This window comes from Microcoleus sp. F4-D5 (assembly GCF_036704885.1).
GTDB lineage: Bacteria > Cyanobacteriota > Cyanobacteriia > Cyanobacteriales > Microcoleaceae > Microcoleus.
This window is the reverse complement of record NZ_JAUBSX010000001.1, coordinates 214,415-232,205: the sequence shown is the minus strand read 5'-3', so window position 1 is coordinate 232,205 and position 17,791 is coordinate 214,415. Positions and strand designations below refer to the sequence as shown.

Genomic DNA, 17,791 nt, shown 5'->3' with positions numbered 1-17,791 from the left:
GAAGAGTAACAAGAAAAAATGACAAAGCGATTCGATCGGCGGAAATTTATTTTATACAGTTCTGCTACCCTGACATCAAGTTTATTTCTCAAAGCTTGTAGAACTCCCACTCCAACAGCAACTCCAGCCGCTTCTCCCACATCAACAGGAACTACACCAGCAGCAGCCGGGGGCGGAAACACGATCAAAGTAGGAATTTTGCATTCCTTGAGCGGCACAATGTCAATCAGCGAAAAAAGCGTTGTCGATGCCGAACAATTAGCGATCGAAGAAATTAATAAAGCTGGCGGCGTCCTCGGAAAACAAATCGAAGCAGTCATAGAAGATGGCAACTCAGACTGGCCGACTTTTGCAGAAAAAGCCAAAAAATTGATCGACCAAGATAAAGTTGTCACAGTCTTCGGCTGCTGGACTTCCGCCAGTCGCAAAGCAGTATTGCCAGTATTTGAAGAAAAAAATCATATGCTCTGGTATCCCGTACAATACGAGGGTCAAGAGTGTTCCAAGAACATCTTTTATACGGGGGCGGCGCCGAACCAACAAATCGAACCAGCAGTTGACTGGCTGCTAGAAAATAAAGGCAAAAAATTCTTCTTAGTCGGGTCTGACTACGTTTTCCCCCGCACGGCAAATACCATTATCAAGGCACAGCTAGCAGCCAAAGGCGGCGAATTAGTTGGGGAAGATTACATTCCTTTGGGCGGCACAGAAGTCACGCCAATTATTACTAAAATTAAGGCAGCTTTGCCAGACGGCGGCGTCATTTTCAATTCCCTCAACGGCGACAGCAACGTAGCATTTTTCAAACAGTTGCAGGGTGCAGGTTTGGGCCCGGACAAATATCCGTCAATGTCGGTCAGTATTGCGGAAGAAGAAGTAAAGGCGATCGGCGTAGAATATCTTAAAGGCCATTACGCCGCCTGGAATTACTTCATGACTGTGGAAACTCCGGAAAATACAAAATTTGTGGAAGCTTTCAAGGCAAAATACGGCAAAGAGAGAGTGACTAACGACCCGATGGAAGCAGCTTACATCATGGTTTACCTGTGGAAGCAAGCCGTCGAAAAAGCAGGAACAGCCGACGATTTAGAAAAAGTGCGGGCAGCAGCTTTAGGTCAAACCTTTGACGCGCCTGAGGGAAAAGTTACGATGGAAAACAACCACCACATCTCTAAATTTGTGCGCTTGGGCGAAGTGAGAGAAGACGGTTTGTTTAACATCGCTTATGCTACGCCACAAGCAGTGCAGCCAGTTCCTTGGAATCAGTTTGTCGCTGAAACAAAAGGCTTTTCTTGCGATTGGTCAGACCCCGCAAAAGGCGGAAAATTCAAGAGTTCATAATTAAGTTAATTTAAAACTCTTTCTGGGTGCGCCTGGCGCACCTTTCCCCTTACATAACTGTGCAGGTAAAACGTCGCTCCGGGTGCTTAGGGCGCACCTTCCCCTCATACAAAAACTTGCGTCTTTATGGTGGTGGCGCAATCCGTAGCTTTCCCCGATTTATTAGTTTACCTAAAACATCGCTCCGTGCGCTGATGTCGCACCTTCCCCTCATACAAAAAATCGCGTCTTTAGGGTGTGCATTTCTCACATTACTTGTTACATAATTGCACCAAATATTATAGAAAAATAGGAGGATAAAAAGTGGCGATCGGCTTATTGGACGGTTTATTTAACGGCATTAGCATCGGCGCTGTTTTACTAATTGCCGCCCTGGGACTAGCGATTATTTTCGGGCTGATGGGCGTAATTAATATGGCTCACGGCGAGTTGATGATGCTGGGGGCTTATACAACTTTCGTGGTGCAAAATGTCTTCAAAGGTATGGGAGGATTTGCTTTTGAAACCTATATTTTATTTGCGATTCCCCTAGCTTTTTTAGTAGCTGCATTGGTAGGATTAATTCTCGAACGCGGAGTAATTCGCTATCTTTACGGGCGGCCCCTAGAAACTCTGCTGGCAACTTGGGGCGTAAGTTTAATTTTGCAGCAGTTTGTCCGCAGCGTGAGTTGGGTGTTGGTAATTGGGATTGCGGTGTTTTGTTTGCTGTTTTTTGGCGGTTTGCGAGTGCTGAAGCAGCGATCGGATTTCGATCGCATTCGCAGCAAAATTATCGCCATAATTTTGCCTTTATCTTTGGGTATTTCCTGGGCGGCGAGCGCGTTTTTAGGGCAAACTTACAAACTGGCAGTAACTCAACCTTGGTTTGGCGCTCAAAATGTGGACGTAACTGCACCTGCATGGTTGCGGGGCGGCATCCCGCTGGGCACTTTTCAGTTGCCCTACGCCCGAGTTTTTATTATTGTGCTGACAGGAATTTGTTTGGCGGGAATTTACCTATTTTTGCAAAAGTCTGTGTGGGGATTGCGGATTAGATCCGTGACACAAAATCGCAGCATGAGTGCGTGTTTGGGAATTCCTACCGAACAAGTAGACGCGCTGACTTTTGCTTTGGGTTCGGGGCTGGCAGGTGTCGCCGGGTGCGCGATTAGTTTGATCGGTTCCGTAGGGTCAAATACCGGACAAAATTATATAGTCGATACCTTTATGGTGGTGGTTGTGGGCGGTGTCGGCAAGATTGTGGGGAGTGTAGTTGCTGCGATCGCGATCGGCACTGCAAATTACCTGATCGGTTCTGGAACCCTAGCATTAATGTTCGCTCCTGTCAAGCCTTTAGCCGACTTCTTCACATTTTTCGCCACAACCAGCATGGCAAAAGTAATGGTATTCGCCTTAATTATGGCTTTTCTGCAAGTGAAGCCGGGAGGGATTTTCCCGCAAAAAGGGCGGACGGTAGAAAATTAAAAATTACAACTGCGAGTGTAGCGAAAAATGCAGAAAACAAATCAAAAACCCTGGCTAAAAGAAGCGGTAATTGTCAGCGCGATCGCCCTCACATTCATCTTACTCATCCCAGGAATACTCCCCGACGTTCGGCTCAATCAATTGGGGCGATTTTTAGCACTAGCAATTGTCGCCCTCGGCATAGACTTGATTTGGGGATACACGGGTTTGCTGAGTCTCGGACACGGTGTATTTTTTGCGATCGGCGGCTACGCCTTAGCCATGCACCTAAAACTGCAAATTCCCCCAACCGCCAGCAGTCAATTGCCAGAATTTATGAACCTCTACGGTGTTACCGAACTCCCCTGGTTTTGGCAACCATTTTATTCATTTCCTTTCTCAGTATTCGCAGTAGTTCTCATCCCCGCTATATTGGGCGCACTTTTGGGTTATTTAGTATTCCGAAATCGGATTCGAGGCGTTTACTTTTCAATTCTCACCCAAGCAGCAACCATTGTATTTTTCAACTTCTTTAACGGTCAGCAAAAACTGATTAACGGAACCAACGGACTCACCGACTTTAAAACCCTGTTCGGAGCCACAGTAAATGACCGAGATACTCAATATATTTTCTACATTCTCACCGTACTATTTCTAGCAGCAACGTATGCCCTCTGCCGGTGGCTCACCAGCGGGCGTTTCGGCCGCCTGCTAGTAGCAATTCGCGACGACGAAGTGCGCCTGCGTTTCTCAGGTTACAATCCCACAGGCTACAAAGTTTTAGTCTTTGCAATTTCCGCCGGTTTAGCCGGGATTGCAGGCGCATTATTTACCGTACAAACCGGAATTATTTCGCCAAAAGCAATGGATATTGCTTTTTCAATTGAAATGGTAATCTGGGTCGCGGTGGGAGGTCGCGCCACATTATCGGGAGCAATATTAGGAGCGCTGCTAGTCAACTTTGGCAAGAGTTTCTTGAGCGAACAATTCCCCGAAGTGTGGCTATTTTTCCAAGGCGCGCTATTCCTAATAGTAGTCACAGTGCTGCCCGACGGCTTAGTCGGATGGCTGCAACATCAAGGTTTCGGCCAAATCCGCAGGTTGTTCAGAAGACCGAAGTACGCATCTACTTACCCCAGCCTGGAACAAGACCCCCAAGTGCAGCGCGAAAAAGAAGAACTTGAACATTGAGTGCAAAAGGATCGTGTATATATAAGTAGGCGGACATAAATAAATGCCACCAGGCAGCCAGGAACGAAGCAATCGCAATAGACTGGGGAAAATCTGGGTTTCTCTATAAGGAGGCGCAATATATATGTCCACCTACTTATATATCTTTAGCAAACAGTTTCGTTTTTTAACTTGAGGGTAAACATATGGCAGATATTATTGACTACAAAATTTACGGCGACGATTTGCAACTCATCGAAATTGAATTAGACCCCAAAGAAGGCGTGAGGGCTGAAGCTGGAACCATGACATACATGGAAGGCGACATCCAAATGCAAACATCCACAGGCGGCGGCTTATTTCAAGGTTTCAAACGGATGCTGACAGGAGCGGGTTTTTTCATTACCACCTTTGTCAACGCCGGAAATCGCAAAGCCCGCGTCGCTTTTGCCGCCCCTTATCCGGGTAAAGTAATTCCCCTTGATTTAGGTCAACTTGGCGGTAAATTTTTGTGTCAAAAAGACTCATTTCTCTGTGCGGCCAACGGCATTGAAATTGAGGTAGCTTTCACCAAGCGGCTAGGTGCCGGTTTCTTTGGCGGAGAAGGTTTTATTCTGCAAAAATTGCAGGGTGACGGGCTAGCTTTTGTTCATGCGGGAGGAACAATAGTTGAGAAAAATTTGGGAGTTGGCGAAGTGTTGCGAGTAGATACCGGTTGTTTGGTAGCTTTTGCTCCCACAGTAGACTACGACATTCAATTTGTTGGCGGGTTTAAAAATGCTTTATTTGGAGGTGAAGGCTTGTTTTTGGCAAAGATGACGGGGCCTGGAAAAGTATACGTGCAAAGTTTGCCACTCTCGAAGTTAGCTGAACGAATTTTAGCTGCCACTCCACCTCCAATTTCGAGCAGTTCTAGCAGTTTTAGTTGAGAGTAAACGGCCAGCAACAAGTAGAAAATCCGGTGCCACGGCAGGGTAGAAAATCTGCTTAATCAGGGAGAAGCTTTGCGCTCCGCACCTACAAAAGATATGGGTTGTTGTCCATTAGTGAGTGAATTGTTAATTATGAATGGAAAAGTATTAGAAATAGAAAACTTGACTGTTAGTTTTGATGGTTTTAAAGCTATCAACGGTTTAAATTTCAGCATGGATGCGGGCGAACTGCGAGTTATCATTGGCCCCAACGGTGCGGGGAAAACAACTTTTCTGGATTCGATTACGGGGAAGGTGCAGCCGACAGAGGGCCGGGTGTTATTTAAGGGACAAAATTTACGCAAGTTGTCGGAAGATAGGATTTCGCGCTTGGGAATTGGCCGCAAGTTTCAGACGCCGCGAGTTTACTTGAATTTAACGCCGCGCGAAAATTTGGAATTGTCTTGCAGCCGCCATAAAAATGTTTTTTCGACTTTGTTCAAGCCTGCTTCTGCTGCTGAAAAACGCACGGTTTCCGGTTTGTTAGAAACAATTGGTTTAGTTGCTAAAGCTGATGTTTTGGCTGGTTTGCTTTCTCACGGGGAAAAGCAATGGTTGGAAATAGGAATGTTGGTGGCTCAATCTCCTGATTTGTTGTTGGTAGATGAACCTGTGGCGGGTTTGACGGATGAGGAAACGATGTTAACTGGAGAGTTGTTGATTTCGCTGGCCGAAAGTCATTCGGTGTTGGTAATTGAACACGATATGGAGTTTGTGCGGCAAATTGCGCGGCAGGTGACGGTGTTGCATCAGGGTTCGGTTTTGTGCGAGGGGACTATGGATGAGGTGCAAAATGACGAGCGAGTAATTGAGGTATATTTGGGCAAACCGGAAGAGTAAGAGGAAGGAAGACGGAAGACGGAAGATGGAAGACGGAAGACGGAAGACGGAAGACGTTATTTGTTAGTTGCTACCAATTTCTAGGCCCAATTACCAATTAAAAACTATGCTGCAAGTCTCTAATTTGAATGTTTATTACGGCGAAAGTCACATTTTGCGGGATGTCGATTTAAGCGTCATGGCGGGGCAAATGGTTTGCTTGATCGGCCGCAATGGTGTGGGCAAAACTACTATGCTAAAAACGATTATGGGGTTGCTGCAACCGCGCAGTGGCACTATTGCTTTTGGTGGAGAATCTATTGCTTCTAAGTTGACTCACCAGCGGGCTAGATTGGGAATTGGTTACGTACCTCAAGGGCGCGAAATTATTCCCCGTTTGACGGTGAAGGAAAATTTATTGTTAGGTTTGGAAGCGAAACCAACCAAAACCAAAAATCCTGAAGTTCCCGATGAAATTTTTGAGTTGTTTCCGGTTTTGAAAACTATGCTCGATCGCCTGGGAGGTGATTTGAGCGGGGGACAGCAGCAGCAGTTAGCTATTGCTAGGGCTTTGATGGGTGAGCCGCAGTTGCTGGTTTTGGATGAACCTACGGAAGGAATTCAACCGTCGATTATTTTAGATATTGAAGCTGCTGTGCGCCGCGTAGTTGCGACTAGGGGAATTTCTGTTTTGTTGGTGGAGCAACATTTGCATTTTGTGCGGCAAGCTGACTGGTATTATGCTATGCAAAAAGGCGGGATTGTGGCTTCTGGAAGCACTAGCGAGTTGAGCGATGAGGTGATTCAGAGGTTTTTGGCTGTTTGAATAGAATTGAAGGAAGGCACGACACTGATTTTGACGGTGACAGCGAGCGCCTCAAAGAGCAAGAAGGGCAAACGTTTAGATTTGAAAAATGGCTTATTCGTCTGGGTTCGCTTGGTATTTTGCGATCGCAGTTTGGATTTCCTCGGCGGAGACATTTGCTTGTTCTGATTTCGAGTAAATCAGGTGTAAAACAACTTGAGTCGGTGATTCAACTTGATAAATCAAGCGATAACCGCCGCTCTTACCAACTCGGGCATCACTGTTTTTAGCCCGGACTTTGTAAACGGTGTATTGAGTCCCTGTAATCTGGTTTCCTATGAAGTTTCCTTGGATAAGCTCATCAAGGACTGGCTGAATATCGGTTTGATTTGGCGATACTTTTTAGCGAGTCCTTTGAGGCGACGTTTGAACAGTACCGTGAATGTGACTTGGACTGACATATCAGACATTGATACCGTCCCAGAGTTCCGATACGGGAAAGGTTTGTCCCGCTTTGGCTTGGTGGAGGGAGGCTTTGAGATCGGCGAGGATTCGATCGTTGGAGTCGGTATCTGAGTCAAAATCTGAGTCGAAGTCTGGGGCGATCGCGGATTGTGTCCGACTGGTCAAAAATTCCAGAAATGCCAGCGTTTTCTCTAAAAGTGGCTCAGGAGTCCGTTCGATCGCTTCGAGAAGGCGTTGTTTAATCGGCGACATCAGACTACCTCTATTATTAATTATTTTTTCTGCCGTCGGGCATTGTGGTGCCGGCCATACTTGCTCGATCGATACTAGCGCCATCTATATTAGCATTGCGGAGGTTGGCATCGGAAAGATTGGCATCTCTCAAGTCGGAAAATCGCAAGTCTGCACCGTCTAAATTTGTCTTTGTCAAGTTAGCTTTTCTGAGGTTAGCATTGCTGATTCTCGCTCCTACTAATTCGGCTCCGCTTAAGTTTGTGCGAGCTAGATTGGTGTTGACAAAATCTGAGATCTCGAACCGACTACCGCTGAGGTTGGCATCTGATAAATCGGCTCCTGTAAGGATGGGGTTTTTTAAGTTAATGTTAACTAATTTTACGGCTCGGAGGTCGCAGCGGGAGCAGCTTTGAGTTAGCAGCAGCGTTTCGACGTTGGCGTTGATTTGGTCGATTTGTTGCTGGGAGAAATTTTCGGCAAATTCTGGGGAGACGTAGCCGAGGTTTTTGGGGTCGGCTGCTTTTGGTTGGGGTGTTTGTATTGGGGGTGTTTGGATTTGTTGGGGTGTTGGGATTGGTTGGGGTGTTTGTGGTTGGGGTGTTGGGATTGGTTGGGGTGTTGGGATTGGTTGGGGTGTTGGGATTGGTTGGGGTGTTTCTATTTGCCCGATCGCACTTAGTTGCAGCCCCACCTTCGGCAGTTCGAGAGTTGCTGCAAAAATTAGTAGGGCGATCGACATTATTGTGAGTTTTTTCATAAATAACTTTTTGTTTGCGAAAATACCATTTATATAGTATAATATATCGAAAACTACACACCCTACATTTCGCTAAATAAGTCAAAATTTAAATAAAAAAGATCGAAATTTAGATAAAAAACTTCGGAACCGTCAGGTGCGCGAATTAACTTTTCTATTACCGGAGGCAGTTGCTGTTGACGGTACAATTCGGGAATCTCGCAGAAGCTTTCTTCGGCAATTTCCAAAATTTTGGGCATATTAGGAATGGGAATCCCCAACCGATCGCTCTTATTTAAGCTGCAAATAATCAGGTATTTGCAGTCACCAATGCTCGGACTGCTGGGAAATATTTTAGATAAATTAATCAAGGTAATCAGTTCTTCTTGGTGTCGCACTAAACTTTGACCGTTATTTAAAAAACCGTAGGCATGAAAGTCTTTAATAACGCACTGCACCCTTTCAATAGGAACTGAATAGTAAATATTCCCCAGTTCAAAAGAAACAAGTTTTCTAGGAGGCGTTCTGGGAGTGCCTTGTTTCTTGCTGCGAAAGCGGCGATTGTAATTGGCGTGAGTCATTCTATTTTAGATTTTAGATTTTAGATTTTAGATTGAAGATTTTAATTTTTAGATTGAAGGATTTTAATTTTTAGATTGAAGATTGAAGATTGAAGATTTTAGGTTGAAGATTTTAAATTTTAGATTTTAGGTTGAAGATTGAAGATTGAAGATTTTAAATTTTAGGTTGAAGGTTGAAGGTTGAAAAATATTTGATTTGAGTAGGTTGGCATTCGGCACGTTACCGTTATTGGGGATTATTTAATTTTTGATTAATTTGGGGATGGCTTCTAAAAGTTGGGCTTCGCTGTAAGGTTTGGTGAAATATTGATTAGCACCTAATTCCATTGCCATTTGCCTGTGTTTTTCGCCGCTGCGGGAGGTCAGCATGGCTACGGCAATATTAGCAAACCGGTGGGTCGATCGTATCGATTGCAGTAACTCAAATCCATCCATCCGGGGCATTTCTATATCCACAATCGCCAAACTGCAATCGAGACCGTTTTGCAACTTTTCGAGGGCCTCCATGCCGTCTTTCGCCTGCACCACCCGGTAGCGAGCCCGAGTCAGCGTCATAGAAAGCAATTGACGAATAGTATAAGAATCGTCCACCACCAAAATCAGGGGTGATTGACTCGAACTCGGTGGTAAATGGGACCCTTTACCGGAAACAGGCGCTATCGAAGTATTTGCTGAAGATTGACCCACCAAATCGTCCACATCCAAAATTGTTACGACTCGGCCGTCCCCCAAAATCGTACTCCCCAAAACCCCGCGAGGCTTAGACAGAGGAGGTGGCAAGGGTTTTACCACAATTTCCTGCTGGCCGATCAACCGTTCCACGGCCACCGCCAGCATTCCTTCGCTAGAAGCCAAAACCAGCACCGGAATGTGGTCTTGGGTCAAAGGGTCAGGAGAGGGCGCATCCGGCCCCAAAATGCTGTATTCGAGTAAATCTTGGAGTCGCACCAAACGAATAAATTCCTCCCGCCACCACAGCATGGGCTGATTCCCAGCGGTGTGAACTTCCGAAGCTTTAATGTGGAGAATTTCTTCAACTGCATCCAGTGGCACCGCTATTTTATTGCGATCGGTCTTCACCATCAAGGCCTCAGTAATCGACAGCAGCAGCGGCAGTTTGAGGATAAAACTCGTACCCTTTCCCACGCGAGAGTCAACCTTTACAGTTCCGCGCACCGTCCGCAAATTAGCCCGTACCACGTCCAGGCCGACCCCCCGGCCTGAAAGGTTGCTCACTTCTTCAACTGTGCTGAAACCCGGCCAAAATAGAAAATCGTAGAGTTCGGCAATGGAAAATTCTTGAGCTTGTTCCTCCGTCGCCAGACCCTTATTCACAATTTTGCGGCGAATCATTTCCGGGTCAATGCCTTTCCCGTCATCGGCGACAGTAATAATAGTTTGGCCGCCTTGGTGGCGCGCTTCAATTTCAATTTGACCGCTTGGCGGCTTGCCTATTTCCTGCCGAACTTCGGGCATTTCGATGCCGTGGTCGAAAGCATTTCGCACTAGATGTACTAAGGGGTCGCGCAAGGCGTCGAGCAAACTTTCATCAATTTTTGTATCGCGTCCCAGCAGCAGCAGGTTGACATCTTTATCGTATGTGAGACACATATCCCTGAGCGCTCGTGGCAAGTGATCGACGGCTCGGCTGAAGCTAACTACTCGCAACTGCATGACGCGGCTGCGGAGTTGGTCGGTGATGCGGCGCAGTTGGTCGGTACTGCGCTCGAATTTCATCGCTAAGATGTCTAATTTGGTGGCGGATTGAGAAATTGCTTCGGCAGTTTCGATGACTTCTGCGGCTGTAGAGTGGAACTCTGTATAACGATCCATCTCTAAGAGATCGAAGTGAGAATTTGCCTGAGAGGATTTGCTGTTAGCAATAACTGGGAATTCTGTTTCTGGTGCTGAAAGTTTCCCGATTTCTGGGTGGGGGTTTGCCAGCTTCCAGTCTCCAAAACTCAGTCTGTCGTATTCTTCTCGCAACTGACCGCCGAATTGGTTTAAATCTACGATACTGCGGCGGATGCGCTTGACTTCGCCGCGCAGTTCGGATTCTTGAAGTTCCAAATTTGTACGGTTGATGACTAATTCTCCGACTAGATTCACTAATTCTGTCAAGCGTTCCAAGTCTACTCGGATTGTTGGCCTTTGCGGGTTGGGGAGTGGGGGACTGGAGGAGGGGGAAAAGGGTGGAGTGGGGGACTGGAGGAGTGGGGGAGTGGAAGAAAAAGGGGTTTCTGATGTTTCCGATTCTTCTGATTCCTGTTGGGGGGCGGGGGAGTTTTGGGCGATTTCGATCGCCTTTCCTTCGAGTAGCTGCTGGCGTGCGGTTTGCAAGTTTTGGGCGATCGTCCAACCCTCGGACTGCAACCGTTCTACAGTCAAGTCTGCAGAGTCGATCAAATCTCTGAGGGGTTCGGCAACTTTCCCAAAATCCGGCAATTGCAGCATTCCAGCCAAACCGGAGATTTGATAGTAAACCTGGTTGAGGGCGGTCACGCTTTTTGCCAAATCTGCCTCAGAAGCTTGGGAAAGCTCGGTTTCCAGGCGATCGAACACTGGCGGCAATTCATGTTCAAAAATCAATTTTAGGGTTTCCGGGGCCGCCGACTTGCTCATTACCGGAACTGGCGGTGGTGCTGGCGGGCCGTACTGACGCTCGAAATGAGCTTGGATTTGGGCGATCGTCTCCAAGTTTTCCTTTTGATCTGGAGTGCTGACATCCGAGTGGTGAATTGATTCGGCTGCAATCCTTTTGAGGGCATCCACCCCTTGCAGTAAAACCGTCACAGTTGTAGGTTCCAGGGCCGACAAGTCTGTGCGATCGCGCAAAATGACAAAACAGTCCTCCAGCCTGTGAGCCGCCGCTGACAGGTTGTGACAGCCCAACATCGAACCCGCACCTTTAATCGAGTGAGCCGCCCGAAACATTTCTTTAACTGCCGCTTCTCGCTCTTTCAACCCGGCAGCTTCCATCGCCAATAAGTTCGTCTCCATCGACTGGAGAAACTCTTGGGTTTCTGCGGTGAAAGCATCTATTAATTCGTTTAAGTCGTCATCATTCATATATATGAGTCTGTTGTCTGTTGGGAGTTTTTACACATAGCCTTTCTCAGCAATCATGAGGTGCACGCTCGATAAACGGGCATAGGGGATAGGGCATAGGGCATAGGGCATAGGGCATACCTCACCAAGATTGAGAACTGCTATATATGATGTCCGGTTAATTGACTGTAATTGTTGTAGGGGTCGGTACAGGATTATCTATAACTTCAGATTGAGGATAATCGTGAAACCTCCCAAACCCCAATGATAGTTCTTAGTGATTCGTATAACAGTTAACTGTCAACTGACTAACTGCGGAAATTCGCCACTGACTTTTGTAATTTACCAACTGAACCGGAGAGATCGTCCAAAGATGCTTTTACATCCGAACCCTTTTGTGCAGTTGTATTCGCAATCTCATTCACTTGCTGCATACTGTTAGAAATTTCCTCAGCCGAAACAGTTTGCTTCGCCGCCGCGCGGGTAATATTTTGCACCAAAGAATTCATTTCCCGGCTCACTTCAATGATAGCATTCAGGTGAGTCTTAGCTTCGCTGGCGAGCTTTGTACCTTCCACAACTTCTTGCGTTCCAGATTCCATTGCCTTCATGACACGGCTGATTTCTTCTTGAATTGTACCGACAATTTCAGATATTTCCTCAGTAGCGCCCGCCGATCTTTCTGCTAATTTCCGCACTTCTTCGGCAACAACTGCAAAACCTAAACCTTGTTCGCCGGCTCTGGCAGCCTCAATAGTAGCATTCAGAGCTAATAAATTAGTTTGCGAAGCAAGTTGAGAAATCGAAGTCACAATTTTCCCAATTTGTTGAGAAGACTCGCCCAAACGCTTCATCATTTTCGAGGTAGAGGCGATCGTCAACCTGAGCCCGTTAATGCCTTCGACAGCTCGATCGACAGCCATACCGCCGACTTCAGCCGTGTGAGAAGACTGCTGGGCAACTGCTTCGGCGCGCACCGAAACATCTCGCACGTCGCGGATCGAATTCACAATCAGCTCAATTTCCCGCATGATGGCAGATATTTTTGCTGCTTGAATTTCCGCCTGTTGGGTGAGTTGACTGGTGTTGTTCATCGACTCGCCGGTGGCAGATGTTACCTGTTCGGCTAAAGTTTGAATTCCCGTTACCACCTTCCGCAGAGAACTGATTAAGAAATTGAAAGAGTCGGCGACAGCACCTAAAACGTCGTTAGTAACTTCCGCCCTGACGGTCAAGTCGCCTTGAGCCGCGCCTTTAATTTCTTCCAACAATTTGAGGACTTGCTGCGTCAGAGAATCGGCTTCAGCTTTGCGTTCTGCGGCCAATTTTTCCAATCGTTCTTCTGCCTCTTTGCGCTCGGTAATGTCAAAGCGGATGGCGATATATTTGACTATGGTGCCGCTGGTATCAAAAATGGGGGATATTGTGGAATCTACCCAGTAAAACGAGCCATCTTTGCGCCGATTTTTGATTTCCCCTTTCCACGCCAAGCCGCGAGAAATTGTCACCCACATTTCTTGAAAAAATGATTTGGGATGGTAGCCGGAATTGACGATGCGGTGGTCGCGGTGCAGGAGTTCTCCCATGCTGTAACCAGATATTTGACTGAATCTGTCGTTGGCGTAGGTAATCAGGCCTTTGGGGTCAGTTTCGCTGACGATCGCAGATTCGTCGAGAGCATTTTGCCGCGTTTTGAGTTCTTGCAGCAACCGTTCCTGTGCCTCGGCCAACTGCTGCATTCGCTGCTGGGAAGCTCTTTCCTGGGTGACGTTGCGGCAAACTATTACGCCGCCTTTGAGTGCGCCCGTTTCGTCTTTGAGCGGCCGGCCGTTAATTTTGATCCACAGGCCCTCCGGCTTGCCTGGATGGCGGGTGAAAACCTCTACGTCGTCAGGGGATTCTCCTCGAATTGCCTTCATTAAGGGGATGTCGGCTGCGGGATAAGGAGTGACTCCATCGGGCAAAAATAAACCGTATTTTGCCGACCACTCGTCGGGGAGAGTATCTGTAGAACCCGTGCCGAAGATTTCTTGGGCGGCGGGATTGAACAACACAAAATTGCCTTTTTCGTCGGCAGCAATTATGCCGTCGCCAATGCTGTCTATTAGCAGTTGCAAGAGATTGCTTTGCTGCCGGAATTGCTCTTCGGAACTGGCTAATTGGGCTGTTGTTTGTTGCAGTTGCACCATCGCCTGTTTGCTTTGGGTAATGTCGCGAGCGACTGCATACATCAGCTTTTGTTCGGTTTCAGGTCGCACTTTCCACGACAGCCACTTGTAGGAACCGTCTTTGCAGCGGTAGCGATTTTCAAAGAACTGTACTTCGGCGCCATCGTATACTTTTCCCGCTTCGGCTGTAGTTTTTTCGCGATCGTCTGAATGGACGAAATTGATAAAAGGTTGGTTTTCCACTTCTTCTAGGGTGTAGCCGAGGGTTGTTTCCCAAGCGGGATTGAGGCGCTTGAATTTCCCTTCAAAATCTATAATACAAACCAAGTCTAGGGAAAGGGTAAAAAATCGATCGCGCTCTACTTCTGCTTTTTTGCGATCGGTAATTTCGATCGCCACACCGCCGACACCGATGGGTTTGCCGTCAGATCCTGGTAAAGGAAAGTAAGAAGCCAACCAATCCCGCACGATACCGGGCTGTTTGGAAGTTGAACAGGATACTTCGATATTCAAAACTGGTTGGTTGGTGGCGAGAATCTGCTGCAACATCGGCTCTAGGGTATCGGCCCTTTCGGGTACAACTTCCCTCAAGGTCTTGCCGAGGTGTTCGGCAACTGAGGCACCGGTGGTTCCCGCTAATTTGTCGTTGACTTGCACGAAGCGCAAATGCTCGTCAACAATAAACATTGAAGCCGGGGCGGCTGTGAAAAATGCGTCAAAGTGGGTTTGACGCAAAACTAATTCTCGTTCTAAGGCTTTGCGATCGCTGATGTCGCGAGCTTCGGGAATCAGCAGCACGACTTTGCCGCTGTCGTCTACGATCGGCTTGAGGGAGAAGTCCACAGTGATCGAAGTTCCCCCAGCCACGAGCACGTCGGCTTCGTAGCGGACTACCTCGCCGGCGGCGGCTTTTGCGAGCGCAGCTTGCACTTTTTGCTTGGCTTCTGGGGAAATTTGCCACCACAGATTATCTGCAAAGTGCGTGCCTACGAATTCTTCGCGCCTGAGTCCGGCGACGGCGAGGGCTGTTTGGTTGGCTTCCAAAACGGTGCCGTCTGGTTTGAGCAGCCCCACTAATTGGAACGATTGATCGAAAATGGCTCGGAACAGTCTTTCGCGATCGCGCAGCATTTCTTCTGCCCGTTTGCGATCGCTGATGTCGCGAGTAACTGTAGCTAGGCCCACTGGCGAGCCGGTTTCTGGGTTTTTGACGGTAAATAGGGTGAAATCAACGGGACAGTTTTCGCCGGTTTCAAAGTTCCTCAAGCGGAATTCGCCCTGCCAAAAACCGTCTCGCACAGTAGCCGGCAGGATTTGTTCTTTTAAGCTTTTAGCATCTTCTGGTGTTAGGAAGTCATATATAGTTTTGTTTTTGACTTCTTCAATATTTTGCAATCCTGCTAGTTTAATACCAGCCGCATTCAGGTACGTTGTGTCTCCCTCCAGGGTAGCCGTGCCAATAAAATCAGAGCTGCTTTCTACGATCGAAATTAATCTTTGCTTTTCGATTTCGGCTTGTTTCCGCTCCGTAATGTCGTTGTTGGTTTCTAAAATTGCTTTGGGTTTTCCCTGTTCGTCTCGCTGCAAATTCCAGCGACTGAATACAGTGATTTTGGTGTTGTAATTGGTGTTGTGAATTAGTTCTCCTTCCCAATAATCCTGCGCTTCTAACTGTACCCAGATATCTGCTAAAGGCTGGGAAAAAATGGTCTGCCATAGAGTATTGGTGAGTTTTCCCAAGGCTTCTTTTTTTGTCCAGCCGTACATCCGTTCGGCTCCTTGATTCCAATAATTAATCGTGCCGTCAATATCCCGAACGATTAAAGCGTCGCTCGCCAGGTCGAGCATTTGTAAGTTCTGCTCCAAGGCTTGTTCTACGCGCTTGCGTTCTTGAATATTTCGGGCGATCGTTGAGATAAATTCAACTTCTGAATTCTCGGATTTGTGGGCAACAATTACTTGAGAAACTGGTAGTTCTTCGCCGTCTAAACTCTGCCAAATTGTCTCGCCACTCCACGCCCCGTCCCGGCAAGCTGCGGGGATGCCGACGTTGATAATAGTGTCGATACTTTTGGGGGATAGCATGACGGAAATGTTGATTCCGGCTACATCTGCGTTTTCGCCAACTTTCAACATTTCTCTGGCGGCACGGTTGAGATAAATGGTCCGCTGTTGGGAGTCGGCGATTCCTACCCAGTCTGTTGTGGTTTCTAAAATTGCTTTGAACCGCAATAGTTCTTGTTCGGATTGGCGTTGCTCTGTGATGTCGCGCGCCAAGCCGAGCATTCCTAAAATGTTGCCTTCTGCGTCTTTGAGGGGTAATTTCAGGGTGTCGAAGCTGTGTACTTTGCCGTCGGCTAAGGTGGCTGAGCCGTTGGAGTCCGGTGCGAGGTGGTTGCCGGCCCGGAAGTTTTGGATTTGGTTCTGGGAATCGGTTTGGGTCTGGAAGCTGCCAAAGATTCGATCGACCGATATGCCGATTTCTGCGTCGTCTTTGCCGATAATTTCTGCTTGAGTTTTGCCGAAGACGGCGGCGAAACTTGCATTGACTAGGGTGTAGCGCGAGTTTCGATCTTTGACGAAGATGCAGTCTGGCGTAGCGTCAATGACTGTGCGCAGCAAGTTTTGGGAGGTTTCTGCTTTTGCTAGTGTCTGCAGCAGTTGTTCTTCGACTTGCAGGCGCTTGGTGATGTCTCTAATGGCGCAGACGAGAATTTTGCTGCCGCAGGCATCTACAAAGGTAGATTTTTTGGCGCTGAAAAAGCGGGTGTTTCCTGCTGCGTCTGTGATGGTTTCTAGGATTGCATTGTTGGTATTTGTTAAGAAAACTAATTCGTCTTTTTCTCTATACGTGTCTGCTTGCTCTTTGGGCAATAATTCGTCGTAGGATTTGCCAATTAGTTCTTCTCTGCTGCGACCTATGTATTGACAAAAAGCATCGTTTAATGTTACGTAGCGGTGCTGTTCGTCTTTGACGTAAATCGGGTCGGCGATGGTGTTGAGGACGTTGTTTAAGAATTGTTCTGAGGCTTTTAATTGCTCTTCGACTGCGGTGCGATCGCGAATTTCTTCTTGCAATTGTGCGTTAGTTTGCAGGATCTGCTCGGTTCTTTCATTTACTCGCTGTTCTAGTTCTGCGGTGAGATGCTGCAATGCCACTTCTGTCTGTTTGCGCTGGGTAATCTCGCGGCCTTCGGCGAGGATTTGAAATACTTCTCCTGTTTTATCGAACAGCGGCTTAAACGATACGTCAATTACTGTTAGCTGGTTGTTGGGGTCGGTGATTTCGTATTCTTCCCGAACAAACTTGCCGGTCGAGACTTGTTTGATGTTCGTTGTTAGGCGCTGCTGGTTGGTTGGGGATGATGCCCACCAAGGTGCCAGCCAAAATTTCTGCCCCAGCACTTCTGATGCTTGGACATCTCCCAATTCTAGCGCTGTCTGATTTGCTTCGATCACAGTACCGTCTGGCTCCAATAATGCGATCAGTTGAAAAGCTTGGTCGAAGATTGCCTGAAATCGCTGGGTACTTTCGCTGAGGGCTTGTTCTGTTTCTTTTTTAGAGTTAAGGATTTGGGTGGAACCTACTAAGAAGTCGTAGCGGTTGGACAAACTCAAAAAAGCGATCGCCGGAATTACAGTTATCCAATCGGACACGGTTTGCACCTCTGGGGAGTGTGGCAGTCCCAGGTATTCGGCGGCGTGGCCGCTGTGACCGAAAGCGCAACTCCAAAAGATGCCGGCTGTGACTGTGGCGAAGATGTCGAACCCGAATTGACGGTTTCGCCACAAACCTAAGGTGATCAGCCAGGCGATGGCAAAGTAACAGAAACAAATGATGCAATTAGCAACTCCAGCTATCAGCGATTGGGAGAAGTCAGGCAATGTCAGGGTGAAAGTCGTGGCGATCCAAGTATAGAGAAGTTCGATCATAAAATTAAGAATGGGCAAATAAGCAGGGGGCGATCGTCGGTTAAAATTATTGATGAAAGCGGTTGCTGATTTATCTG

At 47.4% G+C, this 17,791-nt stretch carries 13 protein-coding genes; 6 read left to right on the top strand and 7 right to left on the bottom strand.

Annotation, left to right across the window (positions count from 1 at the left end; genetic code table 11):
- Nucleotides 1-18 precede the first annotated feature (18 nt).
- From urtA to urtE, 6 genes are all read left to right on the top strand, one after another.
- Nucleotides 19-1,341, top strand: coding sequence for an urea ABC transporter substrate-binding protein (gene urtA, locus QUA80_RS01070; protein WP_333420557.1), 1,323 nt, complete (start codon nucleotides 19-21; stop codon nucleotides 1,339-1,341).
- 309 nt (nucleotides 1,342-1,650) lie between these two features.
- Nucleotides 1,651-2,805 carry an ABC transporter permease subunit gene (locus QUA80_RS01065; RefSeq protein WP_333420658.1) on the top strand — a complete coding sequence of 385 codons (1,155 nt, stop codon included), beginning with the start codon at nucleotides 1,651-1,653 and terminating at the stop codon, nucleotides 2,803-2,805.
- A 27-nt stretch (nucleotides 2,806-2,832) separates the two neighbouring features.
- Nucleotides 2,833-3,975, top strand: a complete 1,143-nt coding sequence (urtC, locus tag QUA80_RS01060) for an urea ABC transporter permease subunit UrtC (protein WP_333420555.1) — start codon at nucleotides 2,833-2,835, stop codon at nucleotides 3,973-3,975.
- Nucleotides 3,976-4,160: 185 nt separating this feature from the next.
- Nucleotides 4,161-4,883 (top strand): TIGR00266 family protein, encoded by a 723-nt coding sequence (locus tag QUA80_RS01055; protein ID WP_333420553.1) that lies wholly within the window; start codon nucleotides 4,161-4,163, stop codon nucleotides 4,881-4,883.
- A gap of 135 nt (nucleotides 4,884-5,018) precedes the next feature.
- Nucleotides 5,019-5,765 (top strand): urea ABC transporter ATP-binding protein UrtD, encoded by a 747-nt coding sequence (urtD, locus tag QUA80_RS01050; protein ID WP_333420551.1) that lies wholly within the window; start codon nucleotides 5,019-5,021, stop codon nucleotides 5,763-5,765.
- A gap of 106 nt (nucleotides 5,766-5,871) precedes the next feature.
- Nucleotides 5,872-6,570 carry an urea ABC transporter ATP-binding subunit UrtE gene (gene urtE / locus QUA80_RS01045; protein WP_333420549.1) on the top strand — a complete coding sequence of 233 codons (699 nt, stop codon included), beginning with the start codon at nucleotides 5,872-5,874 and terminating at the stop codon, nucleotides 6,568-6,570.
- A 93-nt stretch (nucleotides 6,571-6,663) separates the two neighbouring features.
- Here urtE and QUA80_RS01040 read toward each other — a convergent pair whose 3' ends face one another.
- The 7 genes from QUA80_RS01040 to QUA80_RS01010 form a co-directional block, all read right to left on the bottom strand.
- Entirely contained in the window at nucleotides 6,664-6,795 is a 132-nt protein-coding gene (locus QUA80_RS01040; RefSeq protein WP_333420547.1) for a hypothetical protein, read from the bottom strand.
- An 89-nt stretch (nucleotides 6,796-6,884) separates the two neighbouring features.
- A complete protein-coding gene (locus QUA80_RS01035; RefSeq protein WP_333420545.1) occupies nucleotides 6,885-7,019 on the bottom strand; it encodes a hypothetical protein in 135 nt (44 codons plus the stop codon).
- Entirely contained in the window at nucleotides 7,012-7,266 is a 255-nt protein-coding gene (locus QUA80_RS01030) for a hypothetical protein (protein ID WP_333420543.1), read from the bottom strand. The genes QUA80_RS01035 and QUA80_RS01030 overlap by 8 nt, the downstream gene beginning before the upstream one ends.
- A 16-nt stretch (nucleotides 7,267-7,282) precedes the next feature.
- The gene (locus tag QUA80_RS01025; protein ID WP_333420541.1) at nucleotides 7,283-8,005 is read right to left on the bottom strand and encodes a pentapeptide repeat-containing protein; all 723 of its coding nucleotides are present in this window, start codon (nucleotides 8,003-8,005) and stop codon (nucleotides 7,283-7,285) included.
- Between the two features lie 62 nt (nucleotides 8,006-8,067).
- A complete protein-coding gene (locus QUA80_RS01020) occupies nucleotides 8,068-8,565 on the bottom strand; it encodes a chemotaxis protein CheW (RefSeq protein WP_333420539.1) in 498 nt (165 codons plus the stop codon).
- 240 nt (nucleotides 8,566-8,805) lie between these two features.
- Nucleotides 8,806-11,634: a hybrid sensor histidine kinase/response regulator gene (locus QUA80_RS01015; RefSeq protein ID WP_333420537.1), complete on the bottom strand. Its 2,829-nt coding sequence runs from the start codon at nucleotides 11,632-11,634 to the stop codon at nucleotides 8,806-8,808.
- A 287-nt stretch (nucleotides 11,635-11,921) separates the two neighbouring features.
- On the bottom strand, nucleotides 11,922-17,714 hold the full coding sequence (locus QUA80_RS01010; RefSeq protein ID WP_333420535.1) for a PAS domain S-box protein: 5,793 nt from the start codon (nucleotides 17,712-17,714) through the stop codon (nucleotides 11,922-11,924).
- Nucleotides 17,715-17,791 lie beyond the last annotated feature (77 nt).